Here is a 23,339-nt window from a genome sequence, read left to right as displayed (position 1 = left end):
GGACCGATGAGCGCACCCAAGGACACGGCCGCCGGCCCTCCGTACGGCGGCCACGGCGGCGACGGCGCCGGGCCCGGCGGCCTCCTGGCCGACCTGACGGACCGCGTCCCCGGCATCAGACACGCCCTGCTGCTCGGCTCCGACGGCCTGCCGCGCGGCGGCTCGCGCGGGCTCGCCCAGAGCGACGCCGAACAGCTCGCGGCGGTCGCGTCCGGCTTCCACAGCCTGGCGCGCGGCGTCGGGCGGCACTTCGAGACGGGCGCGGTGCGCCAGACGCTGGTGGAGCTGGACGGCGCCTTCCTCCTCGTCACCGCGGCGGGGCACGGGAGCGCGCTGGCCGTGCTCGCCGAGGCCGACTCCGACCTGGGCGAGGTCGCCTACGAGATGGCGGTCCTGGTGAAGCGGGTGGCGCCGCTCCTCAACCAGCCGCCGCACGCGGGCTTCCGCTGAGCACGCACCTGACGCCGTGGCACCGGGTGAAAGATCTCCGGCGCGCCACGAGTGTCGCGAACCGGTGACAACGGCGGCTCCCGGCGAACCGTTCCCGCACCCGGCGCCGTCCCACGCTGCGACAACGGGGCCCGGGACCTACGGGGGTGGCTCCGGGCTCCCGTTGTCCGTCCCGCCGCCCCGCTCCCGCCCGTCCCCGCGCAGCGCGCCGCGCGACACCGGGAAGTCGAAGTGGGTGTCGGGGAACGGCTCCGGCTCGTACCCGAAGTGCCACCACTCGGTCGTCACCGGGACGAAGCCTTCCCGCGTCAGCGCGCCGCGCAGGGTGGCACGGGCCGTGCGCTGTTCCTTCGTCAGATCGCGCTCCCCGACGTGGGAGCGCGGGTCGAAGAAGTCGAAGTCCGTGCCCATGTCGACCGGTTCGCCGTCCCGGACGAGCGTCACGTCCACGGTGCTGCCGCGGCTGTGCCCCGACCGCTCGGCCAGGTACCCCTCGTCGAACAGCCGGTCCTTGGGCACCCGCGGGTAGAACTCGTCCTTCGTCCGCGTGTCGCCGCGGTCGTCCGCCCAGCGCAGGAAGTGGTCCACGGCGCGCTGCGGCCGGTAGCAGTCGTAGACCAGCAGTCCGTAGCCGCGCCCGTCCAGGGAGCGGTGGGCGCGGCGCAGCGCGAGCGCGCTCTCCTCCGTCAGCAGGCACTCGGCGTCCCGGTAGCCGTCCACGGGCTCGCCGACGAAGTTGTGGTCCCCCGCGTAGCGGATGTCCTGCTCGATGCCGGGGGCCACGTCCCGCAGCGCGACGAACTCCTCGGGCGCCCGCGACCTGTCGGCCCCGTCCGCGCCGCCCCCGTGCCGCGCCGTGCCGCCGAGCCCGGCCGCGAGCACGCCGACGACTCCCACGGCTGCGGCGAGCCCGACGGCTGCGGTGTATCGGCGGCGCACCCTCCACACGTACCGGACGCGCCCCGCGCACGACACCGGGGGCGGCCCGCCGCGCGGCATCCGGGTGGTGCGTGACCGGCGGCGGCCGGGGCAAGGGCCTGGTGTACGCGCCGGTCACCTGGCATCGTCCTGACCAGCCGCGCCACGAGCACACTGGAGCCGCCATGCCCACCGACACCACCCCGCACCCCGCGACGCCGGCCCCGCTGTGGCGCCCGGCGCCGGAGCAGATCGCGGACGCCCGCCTCACGGCGTTCCACGCCTTCGCGGCCGACCGGTACGGCGCCCCCACCCCCAGGGCGGGCGACCCCGCCGCGGACTACGCCGCCCTGCACGGCTGGTCGGTCGCGGAGGCCGACGCCTTCTGGCGCGCGGTCGCCGACTGGTTCGCCGTGCGCTTCAGGACGCCGTACACGGCGGCGCTCGCCGACGCGGCCATGCCCGGCGCCCGCTGGTTCCCCGGCGCGACGCTGAACTACGCCGAGCACGCCCTGCGCACCGCCGAGGACCCCGCGCGCGCCGACACCCCGGCGCTGCTGCGGATCGACGAACGGCTCACGCCCGAGCCCGTCTCCTGGGCCGACCTGCGCCGGGCCACCGCCAACCTCGCCGCCACGCTGCGGGACCTGGGCGTCCGGCCGGGCGACCGCGTGAGCGGCTACCTGCCGAACATCCCCGAGGCCGTCGTCGCCCTGCTCGCCACCGCCGCCGTGGGCGCCGTGTGGACGTCCTGCGCGCCGGACTTCGGCGCGCGCAGCGTGCTCGACCGCTTCCAGCAGGTCGAGCCCGTCGTCCTGATCGCGGTGGACGGCTACCGCTACGGCGGCCGGGCCCACGACCGCACCGCGACCGTCGCCGAACTGCGCCGCGGCCTGCCCACACTGCGCGCCGTCGTCCACGTCCCGCTGCTGGGCAGCGCGCCGCCCGAGGGGGCGCTCGCCTGGGACGACGTCACGAGCGGCGACGCGCCCGCCGTGTACGACGCGGTGCCGTTCGACCATCCGCTGTGGGTGCTCTACTCGTCCGGCACGACGGGCCTGCCGAAGGCGATCGTGCACTCGCAGGGCGGCATCCTGCTCGAACACCTCAAGCAGATCGGGCTGCACTGCGACCTCGGGCCCGGCGACCGCCTGTTCTGGTACACGTCGACCGGCTGGATGATGTGGAATTTCCTGGTCTCCGCGCTCCTCACCGGCACCACGGCCGTCCTCTACGACGGCAGCCCCGCCCACCCCGGCACCGACGCGCAGTGGCGCGTCGCCGAGCGCACCCGGGCCACCGTCTTCGGCACCTCGGCGGCGTACGTCATGGCGTGCGCCAAGGCGGGCGTCCGGCCGGGCCGCGACCTGGACCTGTCCGCGACCCGCTGCGTGGCGACCACCGGTTCGCCGCTGCCGCCCGACGGCTTCCGCTGGCTGCACGAGGAGGCGGGGGAGGACCTGTGGATCGCGTCGGTGAGCGGCGGCACGGACGTGTGCAGCTGCTTCGCCGGCGCCGTGCCCACGCTGCCGGTGTGGGTGGGCGAGCTGCAGGCCCCCGGGCTCGGCACGGCGCTCGCCGCGTGGGGCCCGGCGGGCGAGCCGCTGACCGACGCGGTGGGGGAGCTGGTGGTCACCGCGCCGATGCCGTCCATGCCGGTCGGCTTCTGGAACGACCAGGACGGCGCCAGGTACCGCGACAGCTACTTCGCCGTGTACCCGGGCGTGTGGCGGCACGGCGACTGGGTGACCCTCACCTCGCGCGGCACCGTCGTCATCCACGGCCGCTCCGACTCGACGCTCAACCGGCAGGGCGTGCGCATGGGTTCGGCCGACATCTACGAGACGGTGGAGAGGCTGCCGGAGATCCGCGAGTCGCTGGTCGTCGGCGTGGAGGAGCGCGACGGCGGGTACTGGATGCCGCTGTTCGTCCGCCTCGCGGAGGGCGCGGTGCTGGACGACGGGCTGCGGGAGCGCGTCAGGACGGCGATCCGCGCCGAACTCTCCCCGCGCCATGTCCCGGACGAGATCGTCGAGGTCCCCGCCGTGCCGCACACCCTCACCGGCAAGCGCCTCGAAGTGCCCGTCAAGCGCCTCCTGCAGGGCGCGGCGCTCGCCGAGGCCGTCAATCCCGGCTCGGTCGACGACCCGGAACTGCTGCGCTTCTACGAGCGGCTCGCCCGCGAGCGGGCCGCTGTCAGTGGTGCCGACTACTCTGAGTGACGTGCTGGTCCGCCGCCCGCACCCCGCGTGAGCGGGGCCGCGGGCGCGGCTCCGGCACGGCACGGCACGGGTGACCGCGCCGCACCACGAGAAGCACAGCGAGACGAGAACGAGGGGGAGCCATGGCATCCAGCACCCGACGCGCCCGCAGGGGCGGCGGCAGGAGGAGCGGCGGCCGGGGGAGCAGGGGCCCGGGACGCGCGGCGCGCTGGCGCGAGAGCGCGGGGACGGTGGCGGTGGTCGCGGACGAGGTCGGCTTCGCCCGCATGCGCCGCTACCCGACCTTCGCGCACGCCGACCACGCCGGGTACCTCCGCGACACCGAGGACCTGCTGCGCTCCCTGGCCAGGCGTCATGGACACACGAGCGTCGCGCTGTTCGACCCGGCGGACTTCGCCGAGTTCTGCGGCCAGGAGGGGCTCGACCAGGACAGCGCGGCCAGCCGCGCCCGCTACACCGCCGAGATCGCCGCGCGCGGCGCCACCGTCCCGTACGAGGGTCAGCCGCTCGGCACACTCGTGCCGGCCCTGCTGGCCGAGCGGCGGCGGCAGGAGACGTGGGAACGGGCCGGTGACCTGCTGGCGGGGTCGGGCTCCTGCGCGGACTGCGGCGCGCCGCTCGTGCGCTGCGCCTTCCAGCGCGCCGCCTCGCTGCTCACCCGCGTCCTGGAACGCACGGGGCCGGGCACGCACCACATGGTGGCGAGCCTGCTGACCGGCGCGGGTGCGCTCACGGCCGCCCTGCACGCCGACACGGCCGCCGGAGGGGGCATCCGGCTGGCGGAGGCCGACGCGCTGGTGCTGTGCACCGTCCTCGCGGCCGGTCTGGCGACCGACGACCCCGGCGGCCTGGTCCTGCGCTCGTCGCCGGGGGAGACCGGCGAGTGGCCGGAACAGGTCTGCGGCTGGAGCCTGCGCGGCGGGCGTCTGCACGCGCTCACCGAAGGGGAGGTCTTCACCGCCTACTGCACGGACGCCCTGACCGGCGAACCGGTCCCCCCGGAACCGGACGTCGTCTACCGGGCGGCACCCACCATCGCCCGGCCCGCCTGCCCGGAGACCTGACGGCACGGCAACCCCGCGCGGCCCCGGTGTCCGCCCGGCAACGGGCACCGGGGGCCCCGAGGGTCCGTCTTCGAACGGGGGGCGCTCCGCTCGTGACGCTCCCCCTGCCTGGCGGCTGGACGGTGCCCCGTACGCCCGGTACGGGGACGATCCGGCGCCCGGCGATCGCATGGATCCGGGGGCTCTCCCGGCCGTCGGGCCGAGGGAGCCGCGAGCGGCCGGACGCCCCCTTCGAAGACGAGCCCTGGGCCCCACATCCCACGGTGCCGCGGCCCGTTCCGGCTTCGCACCGGGGGCCACGACGGAGCCCCCTGCCGTGTCGCCGCGCGCTCTCCGGGTGGTGGCGCTTCCACGTTGCCGCCGGAGCCGCTGCCAGGTCCGCGCCGGACGGGCGCGGCGGCGGGGGAGCTGAAGCACGTCCCACTCTCCGGTCCCCGTGCCCGGGTGGCGACGGGCTCCCGATCCGTCCGGGCCGGTGGCTGTTCGTCACGCTCGGCCTGGGCACTCCGCCCGAACTGCCTCCTGGCCGGGCTCCGCCGCAGCGCCCCAACGGTCGTTCCTCGCAAGCGGGTTCGCCGCGGTGACCGGCGGGCGGGAGGATGCCGTTGCCCACGCGGAGCCAAGGTGATGCCTGCTGCCCGTGCGCGGCGCGCCTCAGCGCGAGCGACGGCCCTCAAGTGGCCCCCGGCGCCCCCGCATCCGTGCCCGCCGCCGGAGCCGCCCGTGGTGCCCGGCCGCGGCGGCGCGGTACGCTCGGGCTCCAATCGGAGGAAGCTCCGCTTACGGGGCGCAATCTGACGAGGAGTCCGCATGAAGGTCGTCATCTTCGGCGCGAGCGGCATGATCGGCCAGGGCACGCTGCGCGCCTGCCTCCTGGACGAGACCGTCACCGAGGTCGTCGCCGTGGTCCGCCGCCCGCTCGGCCGCGCGCACCCCAAGCTCCGCGAGGTCGTGCACGCGGACTTCACGGACCTGTCCGCCCTCGCCGAGGCACTCGGCACACCCGACGCGTGCTTCTACTGCCTGGGCATCTCGTCGGCCGGACTGGGCGAGGCCGAGTACACCGTCATCACCCACGACTACACGCTCGCGGCGGCCAGGACGCTGCTTGCCAGCAACCCGGACCTGACGTTCGTCTACGTCTCCGGCTCCGGCGCGGACAGCTCCGAGTCCGGCTCCACCATGTGGGCACGCGTCAGGGGCCGCACGGAGAACGCCCTCCTCGCTCTCTCGCCCCGCACCCGCATCATCCGGCCCGCCTACATCAGGCCGCGCCACGGCGCCCGCTCCCGCACACGCTCCTACCGCCTGCTCTACGCCGCCACGTCCTGGCTCTACCCGCTCCTCCACAGGCTCCTGCCCCGGCACACGACGACGACGGACACCCTGGGCCGCGCCATGATCGCCCTCATCCACACCACCGAGGACCTCCCGCGCATCCTCACCAGCCGCGAGATCAACCGCCTCGGCGCCTGAACGCGCCCCGCGCCCCCGCCGCGAGCGCCCCCCGCGCCGCGCACAGGAGCACGGCGCGGCGCGCCCCCGCACCCGCCCACCGCCACGCCCCGGCGCTCACTCCCCGGACAGCACCCCCTGCGCCGCCGCCCGCGCCGCCGGACCGCTCTCGGCCGCCCGTGCGGCGGCCGCCGCACGCTCGCACTGCGCCAGCGTGTGCCGCCCCAGCGTCTCGCGCACCGGCGCGATCGCCGCCGGACTCATCGACAGACTCGTCACACCGAGCCCCGTCAGCACCGCCGCCAGCAGCGGGTCCGCCGCCGCCTCCCCGCACACCCCGCAGCTCTTGCCCTCCGCCCCCGCCGCCTCGGCGGCCATCGCCACCAGGTCGAGCAGCGCGGGCTGCCACGGGTCCTGCCACCGTGCCACCCCGCCCAGCTGGCGGTCCGCCGCGAACGCGTACTGCGCCAGGTCGTTCGTCCCCAGCGACAGGAACTCGACCTCCTGCAGCAGCGCACGCGCGCGCAGCGCGGCCGACGGCACCTCCACCATCACCCCCGCCTTGGCCTGCAGCCCCGCCTCCCCGCACGCCTCCGCGAACGCCCGCGCGTCCGCCCGGTCGGACACCATCGGCGCCATCACCTCCAGATGCACCGGCAGCCCCTCCGCCGCACGCGCCAGCGCCCGCAACTGCGTCCCCAGCACCTCCGGATGCGCCAGCAGCGCCCGCAGCCCCCGCACCCCGAGCGCCGGATTCGGCTCGTCCCCCGGCGTCAGGAACGCCAGCGGCTTGTCCGCGCCCGCGTCCAGCACCCGCACCACCACCCGCCCCTCGGGGAACGCCTCCAGCACCTCCCGGTACACGGCGGCCTGCACCTCCTCCGTGGGCGCCTGCGCCCGCTCCAGGAACAGGAACTCCGTGCGGAACAGCCCCACCCCCTCCGCGCCCGCCTCCACGGCCCCCGCGACATCCCCGGGCCCGCCGATGTTCGCGAGCAGCGGCACCCTGTGCCCGTCCGACGTCGTCCCCGGCCCGCGGGAACGCGTCAGCGCCGCGCGCCGCTCCTCCGCCGCCCGCGTCAGCGCCTCCCGCCGCTCCGGCCCCGGATCGACCACGACCTCGCCCGAACTCCCGTCCACCGCGACGACCGTCCCCTCCGCGACCGCCCGCGCACCCGGGAGCGCCACCACCGCGGGCACGCCCAGCGCACGCGCCAGGATCGCGCTGTGACTCGTCGGCCCGCCCTCCTCGGTGATGAAGCCGAGCACCAGCCGCGGGTCGAGCAGCGCCGTGTCCGCCGGGGCGAGGTCCCTGGCGATCAGCACGTACGGCTCCTCGCTGTCCGGAACGCCGGGGATCGGCACGCCGAGCAGCCGCGCCACGATCCGGTTGCGCACGTCGTCCAGGTCCGCCACCCGGCCCGCGAGGTACTCGCCCGCGCCCGCGAGCAGGGCACGGTAGGCCGCCAGCGCGTCGGACACCGCACGCTCCGCCGCCGCGCCCACCCCGATGCGCCGCTCGACGTCCGCCAGCAGTTCCGGGTCGAGCGCCATCAGCGCCTGCGCCTCCAGCACGGCCTGCGCCTCGCCGCCCGCCAGGTTCCCCCGCGCCCGCAGGTCGGCCGCCACCGCCTCCGCCGCCTGCCGCGCCCTGGCCAGCTCGCGCGGCGCCTCGTCCGGCCCGATCCGCCGGTCGGGCGCGTCCAGCACCGCCGTACCCAGGTGCCTGACCTCACCGATCGCCACCCCGTGACTGACGCCGACACCCCGAAGCCTGGACTCCATCGCACCCGCCTTGCGCTCGCCGCCGACCCGTTCAGGACCGCAAACCACATAAAAGCCTAAGTCGCGGCGATCGGCCCCTCCGCCCGTGCCGCGCGGGGCGCCCGGTAAGGTGCACAGGCACAGCGGACACGGGGACACAGGAGGCTTCCGGGTGGAGGTCCAGGAGACACGCATCCAGACGGATCGCGTCCTCACCATTCCGAACATCCTCAGCATGGCCAGGCTCGTGGGCGTGCCGGTCTTCCTCTGGCTCGTCCTCTCACCCGTCTTCGACGGCCCCGACCTCGACGGCTGGGCCCTCCTCGTCCTGGCGGCCAGCGGCGTCAGCGACTACCTCGACGGCAAGCTCGCCCGCCGCTGGAACCAGATCAGCGCCCTCGGACGCATCCTCGACCCCGCCGCCGACCGCCTCTACATCCTGTCCACCCTCGTCGGACTGACCTGGCGCGAGATCCTGCCCTGGTGGCTCACCGCCCTGCTGGTCGCCCGCGAACTAATGCTGCTCGTCACCGTCTGGGTGCTCGACCGGCACGGCTACGCGCCCCCGCAGGTGAACTTCCTCGGCAAGGCCGCGACTTTCAACCTGATGTACGCCTTCCCGCTCCTCCTGCTCAGTGACGGAAGTGGATGGCTCGCGTCACTCGCTGCTATTTTCGGATGGGCGTTCGCCGGCTGGGGTACAGGGCTGTACTGGTGGGCAGGGATTCTCTACGTGGTCCAGGTCCGCCGCTTGCTGACGACGGACCATTCCACCGCCGACTGAGCCCGCCCTGGCAGTGTCGCAGGGGCCCGGCGCCCGCTTGTGCCGCACTTTTCCGGGGAGCCACCCCGGGCCCGGGCCCCTCCGGACGGGCGCGGTCGGAGTGACTGGCGAATCCTCAAGGAGGACACTTCCGATATGAAGGCCGTAGTAATGGCTGGTGGCGAAGGCACCCGGCTTCGCCCTATGACCGCGAGCATGCCGAAACCGCTGCTGCCCGTGGCGAACCGTCCCATCATGGAGCACGTCCTGCGGCTCCTGAAGCGCCACGGACTGACCGAGACCGTGGTCACCGTGCAATTCCTCGCCTCCCTCGTGAAGAACTATTTCGGCGACGGCGAGGAACTCGGGATGGACCTCACGTATGCCCATGAAGAAAAGCCACTCGGTACGGCCGGCAGTGTGAAGAACGCCGAGGACGCGCTCAAGGACGACTCGTTCCTGGTGATTTCCGGTGACGCCCTCACCGACTTCGACCTGACCGAACTCATCCGCTACCACAAGGAACGCGGCGCCCTCGTCACCGTCTGCCTCACCCGCGTTCCCAACCCGCTCGAATTCGGCATCACCATCGTCGACGACGACGGCCGCGTCGAGCGGTTCCTGGAGAAGCCGACCTGGGGCCAGGTCTTCTCCGACACCGTCAACACCGGTATCTACGTGATGGAACCCGAGGTCTTCGACTACGTCGAACCCGACACCTCCGTCGACTGGTCGGGCGACGTCTTCCCCCGCCTGATGAAGGAGGGCAAGCCGATCTACGGCTATGTCGCCGAGGGCTACTGGGAGGACGTCGGCACCCACGAGAGCTACGTCAAGGCCCAGGCGGACGTTCTCGAAGGCAAGGTGGACGTCGAGATCGACGGCTTCGAGATCTCCCCCGGCGTCTGGATCGCCGAGGGCGCCGAGGTCCACCCCGACGCCAAACTCCGCGGCCCGCTCTACGTCGGCGACTACGCGAAGATCGAGGCCGGCGCCGAGGTGCGCGAGCACACCGTCATCGGCTCCAACGTCGTCGTGAAGTCCGACGCGTTCCTGCACCGCGCCGTCGTCCACGACAACGTGTACATCGGCCCGCAGACCAACCTGCGCGGCTGCGTCGTCGGCAAGAACACCGACGTCATGCGCGCCGCCCGCATCGAGGACGGCGCCGTCATCGGCGACGAGTGCCTCATCGGCGAGGAATCCATCGTCCAGGGCAACGTCCGCGTCTACCCGTTCAAGACGATCGAGGCGGGCGCGTTCGTCAACACCTCCGTCATCTGGGAGTCGCGCGGCCAGGCGAACCTCTTCGGCGCCCGCGGCGTCTCCGGCATCCTCAACGTCGAGATCACGCCGGAACTGGCCGTCCGCCTCGCCAGCGCCTACGCCACCACCCTCAAGAAGGGCTCGACCGTCACCACCGCCCGCGACCACTCGCGCGGCGCCCGCGCCCTCAAGCGCGCCGTCATCTCCGCCCTCCAGGCCAGCGCCATCGACGTGCGCGACCTGGAGAACGTGCCGCTCCCGGTCGCCCGTCAGCAGACCGCGCGCGGCAGCGCCGGCGGCGTCATGATCCGCACCACGCCCGGTGTCCCCGACTCCGTGGACATCATGTTCTTCGACGAGCGCGGCGCCGACCTCTCCCAGGGCGGCCAGCGCAAACTCGACCGCGTCTACGCCCGGCAGGAGTACCGCAGGGCGTTCCCCGGCGAGATCGGCGACCTGACCTTCCCCGCCAGCGTCTTCGACGCGTACACCGGCTCCGTGCTGCGCGCCGTGGACACGACGGGCGTGGCCGAGTCGGGGCTGAAGATCGTCGTGGACGCGGCCAACGGCAGCGCGGGACTCGTCCTCCCGAGCCTCCTCGGCCGCCTCGGGGTGGACGCCCTCACCATCAACCCCGGCCTCGACGAGGCACGCCCCACCGAGACCGCCGAGGCCCGCCGCGCCGGGCTCGTACGGCTCGGCGAGATGGTCTCGTCCGCCCGCGCCGCCTTCGGCGTCCGCTTCGACCCCGTCGGCGAGCGGTTCGCGCTGGTGGACGAACGCGGCCGGATCATCGAGGACCAGCGCGCCCTGCTGGTCATGCTCGACCTGATCGCCGCGGAACGCCGCAGCGGACGCGTGGCCCTCCCCGTCACCACCACGCGCATCGCCGAACAGGTGGCCGCCTACCACGGCACCGAGGTCGAGTGGACGACCACCTCGCCCGACGACCTCACCCGCGTCGCCCACAAGGAGGGCTCCGTCTTCGGCGGCGACGGGCAGGGCGGCTTCATCGTGCCCGAGTTCAGCTCCGTCTTCGACGCGACCGCCGCGTTCACCCGGCTCATCGGCCTGGTGGCCCGCACGCAGCTGTCGCTCAGCCAGATCGAGGCCCGCATCCCGCGCGCCCACGTCCTCAGCCGCGACGTCGCCACCCCCTGGGCCATCAAGGGCCTGGTGATGCGGCGGGTCGTCGAGGCGGCGGGCGACCGGTCCGTGGACACCACCGACGGCGTCCGCGTCGTCGAGTCCGACGGCCGGTGGGTCCTCGTCCTGCCCGACCCGGCCGAGGCCGTCACCCACCTGTGGGCCGAGGGACCGGACGACGCGGCGGCCCAGGAACTGCTCGACGTCTGGGCGGGAGTCGTGGACAGCGCCGAACACTGACCGGCCGCACACCGGCCGAAGGGCCCGGCCACCGGCCCGTTTCGATCAATCCGGGGGCGGCGTGCAATCATGCCCGCCATGCCACAGCAGGAGTCAGGACCGCGCCGCCCCGCGCGCCCCGACGCCTCCATGTCGTTGCTGACCACCGTCATGAGCCACACCCTCGACGAGGGCTACGCGCGGGCGGCGCGAGGACGGCGGGCGGCGGCCGGGGCACCGCTGCCCCGCCCCCTGCGCGCCCGGCTGTGGCTCGCGGGAGGCCTCCTGCTCGCCGCCCTCGTCGTCACGCTCGGCGCCGCCCACGCCCGGCAGGCCGCTCCCACCGTCGCCCGGGAGCGCGAGGAACTGCTGGCGCGCGTCGAGGCCGGCACCGACCGGCTCGACGTGCTCCAGGAGGACGTGAACGCCCTGCGCGAGGACGTCGCCGCCATGCGGCGCGACGTCCTCGCCGACGAGGGCGCCGGGGACAGCCCGACCGCCCTGCTGGCCGGGGCCACCGCCGTCGAGGGCCCCGGCGTCGAGCTGACCGTGGACGACGCCGAGCGCGCGCAGGACGGCGGGGGAGAGGCGGGGGACGACGGCTTCTCCGACACGGGCCGCGTCCGCGACCGCGACCTCCAGCGCGTCGTCAACGGGCTGTGGGAGGCGGGCGCGGAGGCGATATCCGTGAACGGGCAGCGGCTCACCGCCCTGTCCGCCATCCGCGCGGCGGGGGACGCCGTCCTGGTGGACAACCGGCCGCTCGTCCCGCCGTACACGCTGCTCGCCATCGGCGGCGGCGCGGAGTTCGCGGACGGCTTCGACGCGACGCCCGCGGGCGCGTACCTCGCCGAACTCCGCGACGACTACGGGATACGGGTGGCCACCCGGCTCCGCGACGGCCTGCGGCTGCCCGCCGCGGCCAACCCCGCCATCCGCACGGCGACGCCGCTCGGCGACCCGGGCGGCGCGGGCGGCACAGGGAACACAGGGGAGGAAGACCAGTGATCGCCGTCATCGGACTCGTCCTGGGCGTGCTGGCCGGGGTGCTCACCACCCCCGTGGTGCCCACCGGCGTCGAACCGTACCTGCCCATCGCCGTGGTCGCCGCGCTCGACGCGGTCTTCGGCGGGCTGCGGGCCATGCTCGACCGGGTCTTCGACGACCGGGTGTTCGTCGTCTCGTTCCTCTCGAACGTCACCGTGGCCGCGCTGATCGTCTTCCTCGGCGACGAGCTGGGCGTCGGCTCCCAGCTGTCGACCGGCGTCGTGGTCGTCCTCGGCATCCGGATCTTCTCCAACGCAGCGGCCATCCGCCGCCATGTCTTCGGAGCGTGACCAGGTGACCTCACCGGAACGCCCAGGACCGGCCGGACCGCGCGAGCGGGAGGATGAGGCGGAAGCAGCCCGGCTGCCCGCCGCGCGCCGCCCGCCCGGCGAACCCGAACGGCCCACCCCGGCGGCCCCGGCCCCCGAGGCCCCGGCGGCCCCCGAGGCGGCGGACGAACGCGAGCCCGCGGCCGACGCGCCGCCCGCCGACGAGCCGGTTCACCCGGACGGCGGCCCGCCGGACGCCGGGGCTCCCGACCCCGCCGCCGCGACGGGCGCCCGCCTCCTCCTCGCCGCCCTGTGGCCCCCGCGCGCCACACGCGGCCAGCTCGTCGCCGCCGCCCTCCTGTTCGTCCTCGGCCTCGGCCTCGCCATCCAGGTCCGCGCGGCCGGCAGCGACGACACCGCGCTGCGCGGCGCACGCCCCGAGGACCTCGTGCGCATCCTCAGCGACCTCGACGACCGCACGGCGCGCCTGGAGGACGAGAAGCGGCAGCTGGAGGCCCAGCGGACCGAGCTGGAGACCAGCTCCGACCAGGCCGAGGAGGCGCGCCGCCAGAACGAGGAGCGCGAACGCCGCCTCGGCATCCTCGCCGGGACCGTCGCCGCCGAGGGACCCGGCGTCATGCTGCGCATCGGTGATCCACTGGGCGCCGTCGGGGCCGATATGCTGCTCGACGCGGTGCAGGAACTGCGCGCGGCGGGCGCCGAGGCCATCCAGATCAACGAGGTCAGGATCGTCGCGGAGACCGCGTTCACGGACCGCAACGGCGGTGTCCGGCTGGACGGCGAGCCGGTCTCCGCGCCGTACGTCGTCCGGGCCATCGGCCGGCCCCAGGATCTGGAGCCGGCGCTCAACATCCCCGGAGGAGTCGTGCAGTCCCTGGAGAACGATTCGGCGTCCGTGAGCGTTGAGCGGCCCGAGAGGATCACGGTGGACGCCTTGCGGCGGGCGGAGCAGCCTGACTACGCTCAGTCGTCACCGTGAGCCGACCGGCCACCCGGGGGCTGCCCGTCCCCGGTGGCGCTGTGTAAGGGAAACTGAACGGGGCCGCGGACGTTCTCGGTTCGTCCGCGGCGGCCGGTGAGAGAGAATGGACCGTCCCGCCGCCGGTGGGACGGGCTAGGTGCGAGGGGATCGCTGGTGAGTTTTTTCGCTCGGTTGTTCGGCAGGCGTCAGAGCGGCATGCACAGTGCCGCACGGCCCCGCGCCCGCCAGCATGGCGACACGCCAGCGTCGGCGTCCGGTGCCGAGCAGGGGCGGCCGTTGTTCCGTGACGAGGTCGGCGCCCCCGCCGGGATAGGCGCCCCCGGCGGTGCCGGCGCGGACGTCCAGACCTGCTCGCGCTGCGGCCACCGCAACGCGGGGACCAGCCGGTTCTGCTCCAACTGCGGCAACCCGCTGCGCCCCGGCCTCGAAGGCTCCTCCGAGACGACCTCCACGATCTCGATCAGCGGCCTGGAGGCCTACGAGGCGGAGATCACCGGCCAGCACCCCGCCCCCGCGCTCTCCGCGGAGGCCCAGGCCGCCGTGGACGCGCTGCCGCCCGGCTCCGCGCTCCTGATCGTGCGCCGCGGCCCGAACTCGGGCAGCCGCTTCCTGCTGGACGGCGAGCTGACCACCGCGGGGCGCCACCCGCAGTGCGACATCTTCCTGGACGACGTGACGGTCTCCCGCCGCCACGTGGAGTTCCGCAGGGAGCAGGACGGCACGTTCACCGCCAGTGACGTCGGCAGCCTCAACGGCACCTACGTCAACCGCGAGCCCATCGACTCGACGGTGCTCGCGAACGGTGACGAGGTCCAGATCGGCAAGTACCGGCTGGTCTTCTTCGCCAGCAGGCAGGGGTTCTGACCGACTCGCCCGGGGCACGCCGGGGGCCGCGTGGCGGTGCTCGACTATCCAAATGCCCCGGGCACCGCCTAGGGTTGCTGTGTGAATCAGCTCGACGTCGTGGGTGTACGGGTGGAAATGCCCAACAATCAGCCCATCGTGCTACTCCGTGAAGTCGGCGGTGATCGCTACCTCCCGATCTGGATCGGACCGGGGGAGGCGACCGCCATCGCGTTCGCCCAGCAGGGGATGACCCCTGCCCGGCCGCTGACGCACGACCTCTTCAAGAACGTGCTGGAAGCCGTCGGGCAGGAGCTCAGCTCCGTGCGGATCACCGACCTGCGGGACGGCGTCTTCTACGCGGAGCTGGTGTTCGCCAGCGGGGTCGAGGTCAGCGCCAGGCCGTCCGACGCCATAGCCCTCGCCCTGCGGGTCGGCAGCCCCATCTACGGCAGCGACGCGGTCCTCGACGACGCGGGGATCATCATCCCCGACGAGCAGGAGGACGAGGTGGAACGGTTCCGCGAGTTCCTCGACCAGATCTCTCCCGAGGACTTCGGCAGGAGCAGCCAGTAGCGGTGCGCGGGAGGATCACCCGCACGACGGGTGTGGATGCCCAGCGTCGACGGGGCATGTCTTGTGAGGAACGCCGCGCGCGTGCCCGCCGTGACAGCCGGTGAGCGACGAGGGCGCGGACAGGACATGCGGAACGGAGGCCGGCGTGACAGGTAACGGCGACAGCAGAGCGGTCGGGGGCGCGACCGCCCTTCCCGGCCCGGCACGGCACGGTCAGCTGCCGTCGGCCGCGCCGCAGGGGCGGCCCACCCCGGACGCGCTCGGCTATCGCGGTCCGAGCGCCTGCGCCGCCGCCGGGATCACCTACCGGCAGCTCGACTACTGGGCCCGCACCGGCCTGGTCCAGCCGAGCGTGCGCCCCGCCCACGGCTCCGGCACCCAGCGGCTGTACAGCTTCCGGGACGTGGTCGTCCTCAAGATCGTGAAGCGGCTGCTCGACGCCGGTGTCTCGCTCCAGTCCATCAGGACGGCCGTACGCGCCCTGTGCGCCACCGACCTGGCCGAACTGTCCGGCATGACCCTGATGAGCGACGGCGCGGCCGTCTACCGCTGCACCTCGCCCGACGACCTCGCCGAGCTGCTCCAGGACGGCCGGGGCGTTTTCGGCATCGCGGTCGGCGCCGTCTGGCAGGACGTCCAGGGCGCCCTGGAGGGCCTGCACGCCGAGCACGCGCTCACCGGCGAGACGGTCGCCGCCGACCACCCCGCGGACGAACTGGCCCGCCGCCGCAACCGGGGGCTGTGACCCCGCCGCACGTCCCGCCGTGCGCCCGCCCGCCGGATGTCAGACCCGTGCGGCACCATCGGACACGTGCGCGGCAGTCCGACCATCCTCCATCTCGACATGGACGCCTTCTACGCCTCGGTGGAGCAGGCGGCCAAGCCGAGCCTGCGCGGCAAGCCGGTCGTGGTGGGCGGCCTGGGGCCGCGCGGCGTGGTCGCCACCGCGTCGTACGAGGCGCGCCGCTCCGGCGTCCACTCGGCGATGCCGACGGCCCAGGCACGCCGCCTCACGCCGAACGCCGCCTTCCTCGTCCCGCGCTTCGCCGTCTACCGTGCCGTCAGCGAGCGCGTGATGGCGCTGCTCGGCGAGCTGTCGCCGCTGGTCGAGCCGCTGAGCCTGGACGAGGCGTTCGTCGACCTGGCGGCGGGCGGGACGGCCGCCACCGCCGCCGAGGCCCGCGCCGCGGGCGAGGAGCTGCGCGGCCGCATCCTGGCGCACACCGGGCTGACCGGCTCGGTCGGCCTCGCCGGGTCCAAGATGCTCGCCAAGATCGCCTCCGAGCAGGCCAAGCCGGACGGGCTGCTGCTCATCGAGCCGGGCACCGAACGGGAGCTGCTCGCCCCGATGCCCGTCCGCACCCTGCCGGGCGTCGGCCCCGCGACCGCCGAGACGCTGCGCCGCGCCGGGCTGCACACGGTCGGCGAGGCCGCGGAGGCGGGCGAGGCGGAACTGCTGCGGCTGCTCGGCAAGGCGCACGGGCACGGGCTCTTCGCCATGGCCCGCGGCAGGGACGACCGCCCCGTGGTCGCGGAGCGCGACGCCAAGTCCGTCTCGGTCGAGGACACCTTCGACACCGACGTCACCGACCGTGCCCAGGTGCGGTACGAGGTGGCGCGCCTCGTCGGCCGGTGTGTGGAGCGGCTGCGCGCGGCGGGGCGTTCGGGCCGCACGGTCGTGCTCAAGGTGCGGCGCTACGACTTCACGACCCTCACCCGCTCCGAGACGCTCAGGGGCCCGACCGACGACCCCGCCGTGGTGCGTGAGGCGGCCGCGCGGCTGCTGGAGGGCGTGGACACGACCGAGGGCGTGCGGCTGCTGGGGGTGGGGGTCACGGGGCTCGCCGGGTTCACGCAGGAGGACCTGTTCGCCCAGGCGGTGCGGGCGCCGGACGGCGGTGACGCGGCGGCCGTGTGGGCGCCGCCCGAGGGAGTGCCGCGGGACGGTGCCGCGGCGGGGCCGCCGGGCGAGGCGGGGACGCCCCGCGAGCGGCGCTGGCTGCCGGGGCAGGACGTCCGCCATGCCGAGCACGGTCCCGGCTGGGTGCAGGGCAGCGGCGTGGGCCGGGTGACCGTGCGCTTCGAGCGGCCGGACACGCCGCCGGGCCGGGTGCGCACGTTCCCGGTGGACGACCCGGCGCTGAGCCCGGGGGAGCCCCTGCCGCTCGTGCAGGGTCAGCTCTCGCCGGTGGTGTCGCCCGCCGGCGGCTCGGGACGTGCCAGCCGCCCGAAGTCGGCGTCCGGCGGCGGGGCCGCGCCCGGCACGTCGAGGCCGTAGTGGTGGTACAGCTGCAGCTCCTGCTCGGGCGACAGGTGCCTGCCGACGCCGAAGTCCGGCGCCTCCTTGATGAGCGCGCGCTCGTACGGCACGCGCAGGACGCCGCCGACCAGCTCGCTCGGCTCCAGCGGCACGAACGCGTCCCGGCTGAACAGCCCCGTGCGCACGGCCGCCCACTCGGGCACGCCGGTGGCGTCGTCGAGGTAGACCTCGTCCACCGTGCCGATCTTGGTGCCGTCGCGGTCGAGGGCCTTGCGCCCGATCAGACTGCGGGGGTCGATGTCGGTCTGCACGGGTTCCTCCAACTGATCGCCACTGGTCCGGCAGATGCCCTGTACCCCCAACAAAAGGTCACTTCCGGCCGGGCGGCCAGTCGGGGCGTTCCCCCGGTAGCCCCGGCGGGGGGCGCTGGTAGGCTCGAAGTGGTTGACGACCTCGTGCGGGAGAGCCCTGGCGTCCCCGGACGGCAGGCGCCGAAGGAGCAACTCCTCCCCGGAATCTCTCAGGCCCACGTACCGCACGAGTCAGACCACTCTGGAAAGCAGGACGGCGTACCCGGCGCGAGCCGGCCGGCTGCCCTCACCGACGGTGCAAGCCGGGCGCACGACCGCCCGGTGAAGCTCTCAGGTCCGGACCGCACCCGGATGACAGAGGGGGAGGCAGGCCGGGCAGCGCCGCCCGGTGCCCCGAGGTCGCCGTGCCCCGTGAGGAGCCTCCACACATGACCGTCAGCCGTACCCCGCTCTCCGCTCTCGAACAGGCCGCGCCGTTCGCCGGCCGCCACATCGGCCCCGGCGAGGGCGACCACGCCAAGATGCTCGCCCAGGTCGGCTTCGGCTCCCTGGACGACCTCACGGCCGCCGCGGTCCCCGAGACGATCCGCGCCACCGAGGCGCTGGCCCTGCCCGACGCCCGCGACGAGGCCGCCGTCCTCGCCGAACTGCGCTCCCTCGCCGCCCGCAACACGGTCGCCCGCTCCATGATCGGGCTCGGCTACCACGGCACGTTCACGCCGCCGGTCATCCTGCGCAACGTCATGGAGAACCCCGCCTGGTACACGGCCTACACGCCCTACCAGCCCGAGATCTCCCAGGGCCGCCTCGAAGCGCTCCTCACGTTTCAGACGGTCGTCTCCGACCTCACGGGCCTGCCCACCGCCGGCGCCTCGCTGCTCGACGAGGCCACGGCCGCGGCCGAGGCGATGGCCCTGTCGCGCCGCGTGGGCAAGGTGAAGGACGGCGTGTTCCTCGTGGACGCCGACTGCCTGCCGCAGACCGTCGCCGTCGTCACCACCCGCGCCGAGCCCACCGGTGTCGAGGTCGTCGTCGCCGACCTGTCCGACGGCATCCCGGCGGAGGCCGCCGAGCGCGGCGTCTTCGGCGTCCTCCTCCAGTACCCCGGCGCCTCCGGCGCGGTGCGCGACCCGCGGCCCGTCATCGAGGCGGCGCACGCGCTCGGCGCCGTCGTGACCGTCGCCGCCGACCTGCTCGCCCTCACCCTGCTGGCGTCGCCCGGCGAACTCGGCGCGGACATCGCGGTCGGCTCCAGCCAGCGGTTCGGCGTGCCGATGGGCTTCGGCGGCCCGCACGCCGGGTTCATGGCGGTCCGCGAGGCGTACGCGCGCAGCCTCCCAGGACGTCTCGTCGGCGTCTCGCGCGACGCGGCGGGCGACCCGGCGTACCGCCTGGCCCTCCAGACCCGCGAGCAGCACATCCGCCGCGAGAAGGCCACCAGCAACATCTGCACGGCGCAGGTCCTGCTCGCCGTGATGGCCGGCATGTACGCCGTCCACCACGGCCCCGAAGGCCTCGCCGCCATCGCCCGCCGCACCCACAGGTATGCCGCCCTGCTCGCCGCCGGGCTGCGCGACGGCGGCGTGGAGACCGTCCACGAGCGGTACTTCGACACGGTCACCGCCCGGGTGCCGGGCCGCGCCGCCGAGGTCGTCGCGGCGGCGCGCGAGGCGGGCGTCAACCTCCGCCTCACGGACGCCGACCACGTCGGCATCAGCTGCGACGAGACGACCCGCCGCGCCGATCTCGCCGCCGTCTGGGCGGCGTTCGGCGTCCCGGCGGACGGCGGCGCCATCGACGTGCTCGACGCCCGCACCGACGACGCGCTGCCCGCCGGACTGCTGCGCGCCGACGCGTACCTGACCCACCCCGTCTTCCACCGCCACCGCTCCGAGACGGCCATGCTGCGCTACCTGCGGCGCCTCGCGGACCGCGACTACGCGCTCGACCGCGGCATGATCCCGCTGGGCTCCTGCACGATGAAGCTCAACGCGACGGCGGAGATGGCGGCCGTCACCTGGCCCGAGTTCGCGGACCTCCACCCGTTCGCCCCCGCCGAGCAGGCCGAGGGCTACCTGACGCTGATCCGCGAACTGGAGGACACGCTCGCCGAGATCACCGGCTACGCCGCCGTCTCCCTCCAGCCCAACGCCGGTTCGCAGGGCGAGCTGGCCGGGCTCCTCGCCGTCCGCGCCCACCACCGCGCGAACGGGCAGCCGGAGCGCACCGTCTGCCTGATCCCGTCCTCCGCGCACGGCACGAACGCCGCCAGCGCCGTGATGGCGGGCATGCGGGTCGTGGTCGTCGCCACCGGCGAGAACGGCGACGTGGACGCGGACGACCTGCGCGCCAAGATCGAGCGGCACCGCGACGAACTGGCCGTCCTCATGGTCACCTACCCGTCCACGCACGGCGTGTTCGAGGAGGACATCACCACCATCTGCGCGGCCGTGCACGACGCGGGCGGCCAGGTCTACGTGGACGGCGCCAACCTCAACGCGCTCGTCGGACTCGCCAGGCCGGGCCGCTTCGGCGCCGACGTCTCGCACCTCAACCTGCACAAGACCTTCTGCATCCCGCACGGCGGCGGCGGCCCCGGCGTCGGCCCGGTCGCCGTCCGCGAGCACCTCGCGCCGTACCTGCCGGGACACCCGCTCCAGCCCGCGGCGGGCCCGGAGGGCGGCGGCACCGGCCCGGTCTCGGCCGCGCCCTGGGGCTCCGCCGGAATCCTCCCGATCTCCTGGGCGTACGTGCGGCTGATGGGCGCCGAGGGCCTGCGCCGCGCCACGCAGTCCGCCGTGCTCGCCGCCAACTACGTCGCCAAGCGCCTGGAGCCGCACTACCCGGTCCTGTACACCGGGCCGGGCGGGCTGGTCGCCCACGAGTGCATCATCGACGTCCGGCCGCTCACCAAGGCCACCGGCGTGACCATCGACGACGTGGCGAAGCGCCTGATCGACTACGGGTTCCACGCGCCGACGATGTCCTTCCCGGTCGCCGGGACGCTGATGATCGAGCCGACCGAGAGCGAGGACCTGGCGGAAATCGACCGGTTCTGCGAGGCGATGATCGCCATCCGCGGGGAGATCGACCGCGTCGCCTCGGGGGAGTGGCCGCGCGACGACAACCCGCTGCGCAACGCCCCGCACACCGCCGAGCAGACCGCCGGGGACTGGCCGCACCCGTACACGCGGCGGGAGGCCGTCTACCCGGGCGGCGCGGGGCTCGGCGCCGGGCACGGCACGGGTCACGACAAGTACTGGCCGCCGGTCCGGCGCATCGACGGCGCCTTCGGGGACCGCAACCTGGTCTGCTCCTGCCCGCCGATCGAGGACTACGCGGGCTGACGCCCGGCACCGGGGCGTACGCGGGCCGACGGTCGTCCGCGCACGCCCCGGTCCGGTCAGCTCGCCAGGCCGAGCGGCGCCAGGCGGCTCGTCACGAGCGGCAGCAGCGCGTCGGTGCGCGCCGGGCGCTCGGCGGCGATGCCGGGCGGCGCCGGCGCCAGCGGCACCAGCAGGTCCTGCGGCTCGGGGCTGCCCGACGCCGGGTCGGCGGCCGGGTCCGCGTGCAGCCACAGCGTGACCATGTACAGCTCGGGGACGGACAGCAGCCGCGGCTGGAACGGAGTCGCCATCGACTCCGCCAGCGCCACGGCACGTGCCGTCGAGGCGATGAACGGTCCGGCGGAGAAGTGGGAGAACTCCCAGCCGCTCGCGGTGAGATCGGTCTGGGCTCCGCCCACGGTCACGCCGTCGCGGTCGAGGAGGAAGCGCCACCCGGCGAGCCGGGAGCGCGGGGGCACGGTCAGGCCGGTGACGGGGGCCAGCTCGTGCACGGGCAGGGGGCACACGAGCCGCAGCGACTCACGGTGGCGCTGCAGCGGGAGCGGGAGCCACACGGTGGGCTCGCGGAGGGCGTCCAGGACGCTGGCCTCCGCTCCGGCGGGTACCGGGGGAATGTTCAAGGGCATGATGGGTCGCCTCTCGCTTTGGAGTAGGTCGCCTCTTAATAGGAGACACGCCGTAGGGGAATGTTATCCGCCGGGTGTTCTCTTCATGTTTCCAGTAGCCGACCCGTGATGTTTCGGCAAGAACAAAACAGGACGCCGGAGCGGGGGGCGCGAGGGGCGCGTATTCCAGTGGAATATGCCGGTGTGCGGTGCCCGGGGCCCGACGGGACACGTTAGGTCTCGCGGGACGGGGGCAGTATCGGAGCACTGTTCGACGCAGGAGGTGTCCCATGGGGGCAGAAGTCGTGGCCGACCGGTTCGACCTGACCGCCCGGCAGCGGTTCCGCGCGCGGTTGCGCGAGTGTCTCGACGCGCTGGACCGCATGCTGCGCGAGGAGCGCTTCGAGGGGCCGCGCGATCTGATCGGCCTGGAGATGGAGTTGTGCCTCGCCGATTCGGACGGGGCGCCGCGGATGGTGAACAAGGACCTCCTCGCGCGAATGGCCACCCAGGATTTCCAGAGCGAACTGGGTAAATTCACGATCGAACTCAATATGCCACCCCACCGGCTCTCCGGCCGGGTCTTCGACGATATGGCCGAAGAGCTCCGTGTCGCCGTGGGATACGCGGACCGCACGGGCGGCGAATTCGGCGCCCAGCTCGTCCTGACCGGCGTGCTGCCGACGATCGAACCCGAGCAGGTCGGCCCCGGCACCCTCTCGCCCGAGGGCCGCTACACCCTGCTCAACGACCAGATCCTCGCGCTGCGCGGCGAGGCCATCACCCTGGCCATCAGCGGCGCGGAGACGCTCGACCGGTCCTTCGAGTCCATCGCGCCGGAGGCCGCCTGCACCTCGGTGCAGTTCCACACCCAGGTGACGCCCGACCGGTTCGCGGCCGTCTGGAACGCCGCCCAGGCCATCGCCGGCCCGCAGATCGCCGTCGGCGCCAACGCCCCGTTCGTCTTCGGCCAGGAGCTGTGGCACGAGACCAGGCCGATGCTTTTCAGCCAGGCCACCGACAGCCGCCCGCCCGAGCTGGCCGCGCAGGGCGTGCGCCCGCGCACCTGGTTCGGCGAGCGCTGGATCACCTCGGCCGCCGACCTGTTCGAGGAGAACGTCCGCTACTTCCCGGCGCTGCTGCCCGTCTGCTCGGACGAGGACCCCCTCGCCGTCCTCGACTCCGGCGGCATCCCCGAGCTGACCGAGCTGTGCCTCCACAACGGCAGCGTCTACCGCTGGAACCGCCCGGTCTACGACATCGCCGACGGCGTCCCCCACCTCCGCGTCGAGAACCGCATCCTCTCCACCGGCCCCACCGTCACCGACACGGTCGCCAACGCCGCGTTCTTCCACGGCCTCGTCAGGGCCCTCGCCGACGACCCCGACCCCGTGTGGACCCGGCTCGCGTTCGCCGACGCGGAGCGCAACTTCGACGAGGCCTGCCGCAACGGCGTCGAGGCGCTCCTGACCTGGCCGGGCGAGGGCAACCGCCCGGCGTACGAGCTGATCCCCGAGCGCCTGCTGCCGCTCGCCGACCAGGGCCTCGCCGCCGCGGGCGTCGCCGCGTCCGACCGCGAGCACTACCTGGGCATCATCGGGGAACGGTGCCGCCGCCGCGTCACCGGCGCGGGCTGGCAGACTGCCGTGTACCACCGCTTGGTGGCGGACGGAGCGGACCGTACGAGCGCGCTGCGCGGGCTCGTACGCCGGTACTGCGAACTGTCGCGTACGGACGCCCCCGTGCACACCTGGCCGACCGGCGACTGACCCCGCCGCACGCGCCGGGCCCGCGCACGGACCGGCGGCCCG

General features: G+C 74.3%; 19 protein-coding genes and 1 riboswitch. Of the genes, 15 read left to right on the top strand and 4 right to left on the bottom strand.

Translation table 11 applies throughout. The features are described from left to right. The first annotated feature begins 6 nt into the window (after positions 1–6). A complete protein-coding gene (locus ACIBPC_RS12140) occupies positions 7–450 on the top strand; it encodes a roadblock/LC7 domain-containing protein (protein ID WP_362958929.1) in 444 nt (147 codons plus the stop codon). A gap of 138 nt (positions 451–588) precedes the next feature. On the opposite strand, the gene ACIBPC_RS12135 is transcribed toward ACIBPC_RS12140, so the two are convergent. Beyond that, positions 589–1,389 (bottom strand): M15 family metallopeptidase, encoded by an 801-nt coding sequence (locus ACIBPC_RS12135; protein WP_398843435.1) that lies wholly within the window; start codon positions 1,387–1,389, stop codon positions 589–591. Positions 1,390–1,553: 164 nt separating this feature from the next. Here ACIBPC_RS12135 and ACIBPC_RS12130 point away from each other — a divergent pair, with 164 nt between their 5' ends. The 3 genes from ACIBPC_RS12130 to ACIBPC_RS12120 all read left to right on the top strand — a co-directional run bounded on the left by ACIBPC_RS12130 (position 1,554) and on the right by ACIBPC_RS12120 (position 6,130). Then, a complete protein-coding gene (locus ACIBPC_RS12130; protein WP_398843432.1) occupies positions 1,554–3,590 on the top strand; it encodes an acetoacetate--CoA ligase in 2,037 nt (678 codons plus the stop codon). Positions 3,591–3,712: 122 nt separating this feature from the next. Continuing rightward, positions 3,713–4,654, top strand: coding sequence for a hypothetical protein (locus ACIBPC_RS12125; RefSeq protein WP_398843429.1), 942 nt, complete (start codon positions 3,713–3,715; stop codon positions 4,652–4,654). Positions 4,655–5,464: 810 nt separating this feature from the next. Then, the gene (locus ACIBPC_RS12120; protein ID WP_398843427.1) at positions 5,465–6,130 is read left to right on the top strand and encodes an NAD-dependent epimerase/dehydratase family protein; all 666 of its coding nucleotides are present in this window, start codon (positions 5,465–5,467) and stop codon (positions 6,128–6,130) included. Between the two features lie 96 nt (positions 6,131–6,226). Here the strand turns inward: ACIBPC_RS12120 and ptsP are convergent, their stop codons facing one another. Then, the gene (gene ptsP / locus ACIBPC_RS12115; RefSeq protein ID WP_398843425.1) at positions 6,227–7,894 is read right to left on the bottom strand and encodes a phosphoenolpyruvate--protein phosphotransferase; all 1,668 of its coding nucleotides are present in this window, start codon (positions 7,892–7,894) and stop codon (positions 6,227–6,229) included. A 151-nt stretch (positions 7,895–8,045) separates the two neighbouring features. Between ptsP and ACIBPC_RS12110 the strand changes: the two genes are divergently transcribed. From ACIBPC_RS12110 to ACIBPC_RS12070, 9 genes are all read left to right on the top strand, one after another. Next, on the top strand, positions 8,046–8,657 hold the full coding sequence (locus ACIBPC_RS12110; RefSeq protein ID WP_362958945.1) for a CDP-alcohol phosphatidyltransferase family protein: 612 nt from the start codon (positions 8,046–8,048) through the stop codon (positions 8,655–8,657). 135 nt (positions 8,658–8,792) lie between these two features. Continuing rightward, positions 8,793–11,288: a mannose-1-phosphate guanyltransferase gene (locus ACIBPC_RS12105; RefSeq protein WP_362958948.1), complete on the top strand. Its 2,496-nt coding sequence runs from the start codon at positions 8,793–8,795 to the stop codon at positions 11,286–11,288. 78 nt (positions 11,289–11,366) lie between these two features. Further along, positions 11,367–12,275: a DUF881 domain-containing protein gene (locus tag ACIBPC_RS12100; RefSeq protein WP_398843422.1), complete on the top strand. Its 909-nt coding sequence runs from the start codon at positions 11,367–11,369 to the stop codon at positions 12,273–12,275. Further along, positions 12,272–12,604 (top strand): small basic family protein, encoded by a 333-nt coding sequence (locus tag ACIBPC_RS12095; protein WP_362958953.1) that lies wholly within the window; start codon positions 12,272–12,274, stop codon positions 12,602–12,604. Before ACIBPC_RS12100 ends, ACIBPC_RS12095 begins: the two co-directional genes overlap by 4 nt. Positions 12,605–12,608: 4 nt before the next feature. After that, on the top strand, positions 12,609–13,583 hold the full coding sequence (locus tag ACIBPC_RS12090; protein WP_398843420.1) for a DUF881 domain-containing protein: 975 nt from the start codon (positions 12,609–12,611) through the stop codon (positions 13,581–13,583). Between the two features lie 156 nt (positions 13,584–13,739). Then, positions 13,740–14,450 carry an FHA domain-containing protein gene (locus ACIBPC_RS12085; protein ID WP_362958959.1) on the top strand — a complete coding sequence of 237 codons (711 nt, stop codon included), beginning with the start codon at positions 13,740–13,742 and terminating at the stop codon, positions 14,448–14,450. 81 nt (positions 14,451–14,531) lie between these two features. Then, the gene (locus tag ACIBPC_RS12080; RefSeq protein WP_362958962.1) at positions 14,532–15,005 is read left to right on the top strand and encodes a bifunctional nuclease family protein; all 474 of its coding nucleotides are present in this window, start codon (positions 14,532–14,534) and stop codon (positions 15,003–15,005) included. Positions 15,006–15,150: 145 nt separating this feature from the next. Beyond that, entirely contained in the window at positions 15,151–15,750 is a 600-nt protein-coding gene (locus ACIBPC_RS12075; RefSeq protein ID WP_398843417.1) for a MerR family transcriptional regulator, read from the top strand. A gap of 66 nt (positions 15,751–15,816) precedes the next feature. After that, positions 15,817–17,283 carry a DNA polymerase IV gene (locus ACIBPC_RS12070; protein WP_398843414.1) on the top strand — a complete coding sequence of 489 codons (1,467 nt, stop codon included), beginning with the start codon at positions 15,817–15,819 and terminating at the stop codon, positions 17,281–17,283. Here the strand turns inward: ACIBPC_RS12070 and ACIBPC_RS12065 are convergent. Continuing rightward, entirely contained in the window at positions 17,181–17,576 is a 396-nt protein-coding gene (locus ACIBPC_RS12065) for a PRC-barrel domain-containing protein (RefSeq protein ID WP_398843412.1), read from the bottom strand. The genes ACIBPC_RS12070 and ACIBPC_RS12065 overlap by 103 nt on opposite strands. Positions 17,577–17,713: 137 nt before the next feature. Beyond that, positions 17,714–17,811: riboswitch (glycine riboswitch) on the top strand. A 193-nt stretch (positions 17,812–18,004) separates the two neighbouring features. Between ACIBPC_RS12065 and gcvP the strand changes: the two genes are divergently transcribed. Continuing rightward, positions 18,005–20,923: an aminomethyl-transferring glycine dehydrogenase gene (gene gcvP, locus ACIBPC_RS12060; protein WP_398843410.1), complete on the top strand. Its 2,919-nt coding sequence runs from the start codon at positions 18,005–18,007 to the stop codon at positions 20,921–20,923. Positions 20,924–20,979: 56 nt separating this feature from the next. Here gcvP and ACIBPC_RS12055 read toward each other — a convergent pair whose 3' ends face one another. Next, positions 20,980–21,549 (bottom strand): hypothetical protein, encoded by a 570-nt coding sequence (locus tag ACIBPC_RS12055; protein WP_362958974.1) that lies wholly within the window; start codon positions 21,547–21,549, stop codon positions 20,980–20,982. Between the two features lie 269 nt (positions 21,550–21,818). Here ACIBPC_RS12055 and ACIBPC_RS12050 point away from each other — a divergent pair, with 269 nt between their 5' ends. Then, positions 21,819–23,297 (top strand): glutamate--cysteine ligase, encoded by a 1,479-nt coding sequence (locus ACIBPC_RS12050; protein WP_398843408.1) that lies wholly within the window; start codon positions 21,819–21,821, stop codon positions 23,295–23,297. Positions 23,298–23,339 lie beyond the last annotated feature (42 nt).

The sequence above is a fragment of the Streptomyces sp. NPDC049879 genome (assembly GCF_044461265.1).
In the GTDB taxonomy this organism is placed as follows: Bacteria; Actinomycetota; Actinomycetes; order Streptomycetales; family Streptomycetaceae; genus Streptomyces.
The sequence above is the reverse complement of the archived record's forward strand: the minus strand, read 5'-3'. Positions and strand labels throughout refer to the sequence as shown.

Bases quoted from the DNA above. Each gene is read 5' to 3' on its own strand.
- ACIBPC_RS12105 (WP_362958948.1), top strand. From the start codon at position 8,793: ATGAAGGCCGTAGTAATGGCTGGTGGCGAAGGCACCCGGCTTCGCCCT.
- ACIBPC_RS12130 (WP_398843432.1), top strand. From the start codon at position 1,554: ATGCCCACCGACACCACCCCGCACCCCGCGACGCCGGCCCCGCTGTGG.
- ACIBPC_RS12120 (WP_398843427.1), top strand. From the start codon at position 5,465: ATGAAGGTCGTCATCTTCGGCGCGAGCGGCATGATCGGCCAGGGCACG.
- ACIBPC_RS12055 (WP_362958974.1), bottom strand. From the start codon at position 21,549: ATGCCCTTGAACATTCCCCCGGTACCCGCCGGAGCGGAGGCCAGCGTC.
- ACIBPC_RS12140 (WP_362958929.1), top strand. From the start codon at position 7: ATGAGCGCACCCAAGGACACGGCCGCCGGCCCTCCGTACGGCGGCCAC.
- ACIBPC_RS12125 (WP_398843429.1), top strand. From the start codon at position 3,713: ATGGCATCCAGCACCCGACGCGCCCGCAGGGGCGGCGGCAGGAGGAGC.
- ACIBPC_RS12100 (WP_398843422.1), top strand. From the start codon at position 11,367: ATGCCACAGCAGGAGTCAGGACCGCGCCGCCCCGCGCGCCCCGACGCC.
- gcvP (WP_398843410.1), top strand. From the start codon at position 18,005: ATGACCGTCAGCCGTACCCCGCTCTCCGCTCTCGAACAGGCCGCGCCG.
- ptsP (WP_398843425.1), bottom strand. From the start codon at position 7,894: ATGGAGTCCAGGCTTCGGGGTGTCGGCGTCAGTCACGGGGTGGCGATC.
- ACIBPC_RS12050 (WP_398843408.1), top strand. From the start codon at position 21,819: ATGGGGGCAGAAGTCGTGGCCGACCGGTTCGACCTGACCGCCCGGCAG.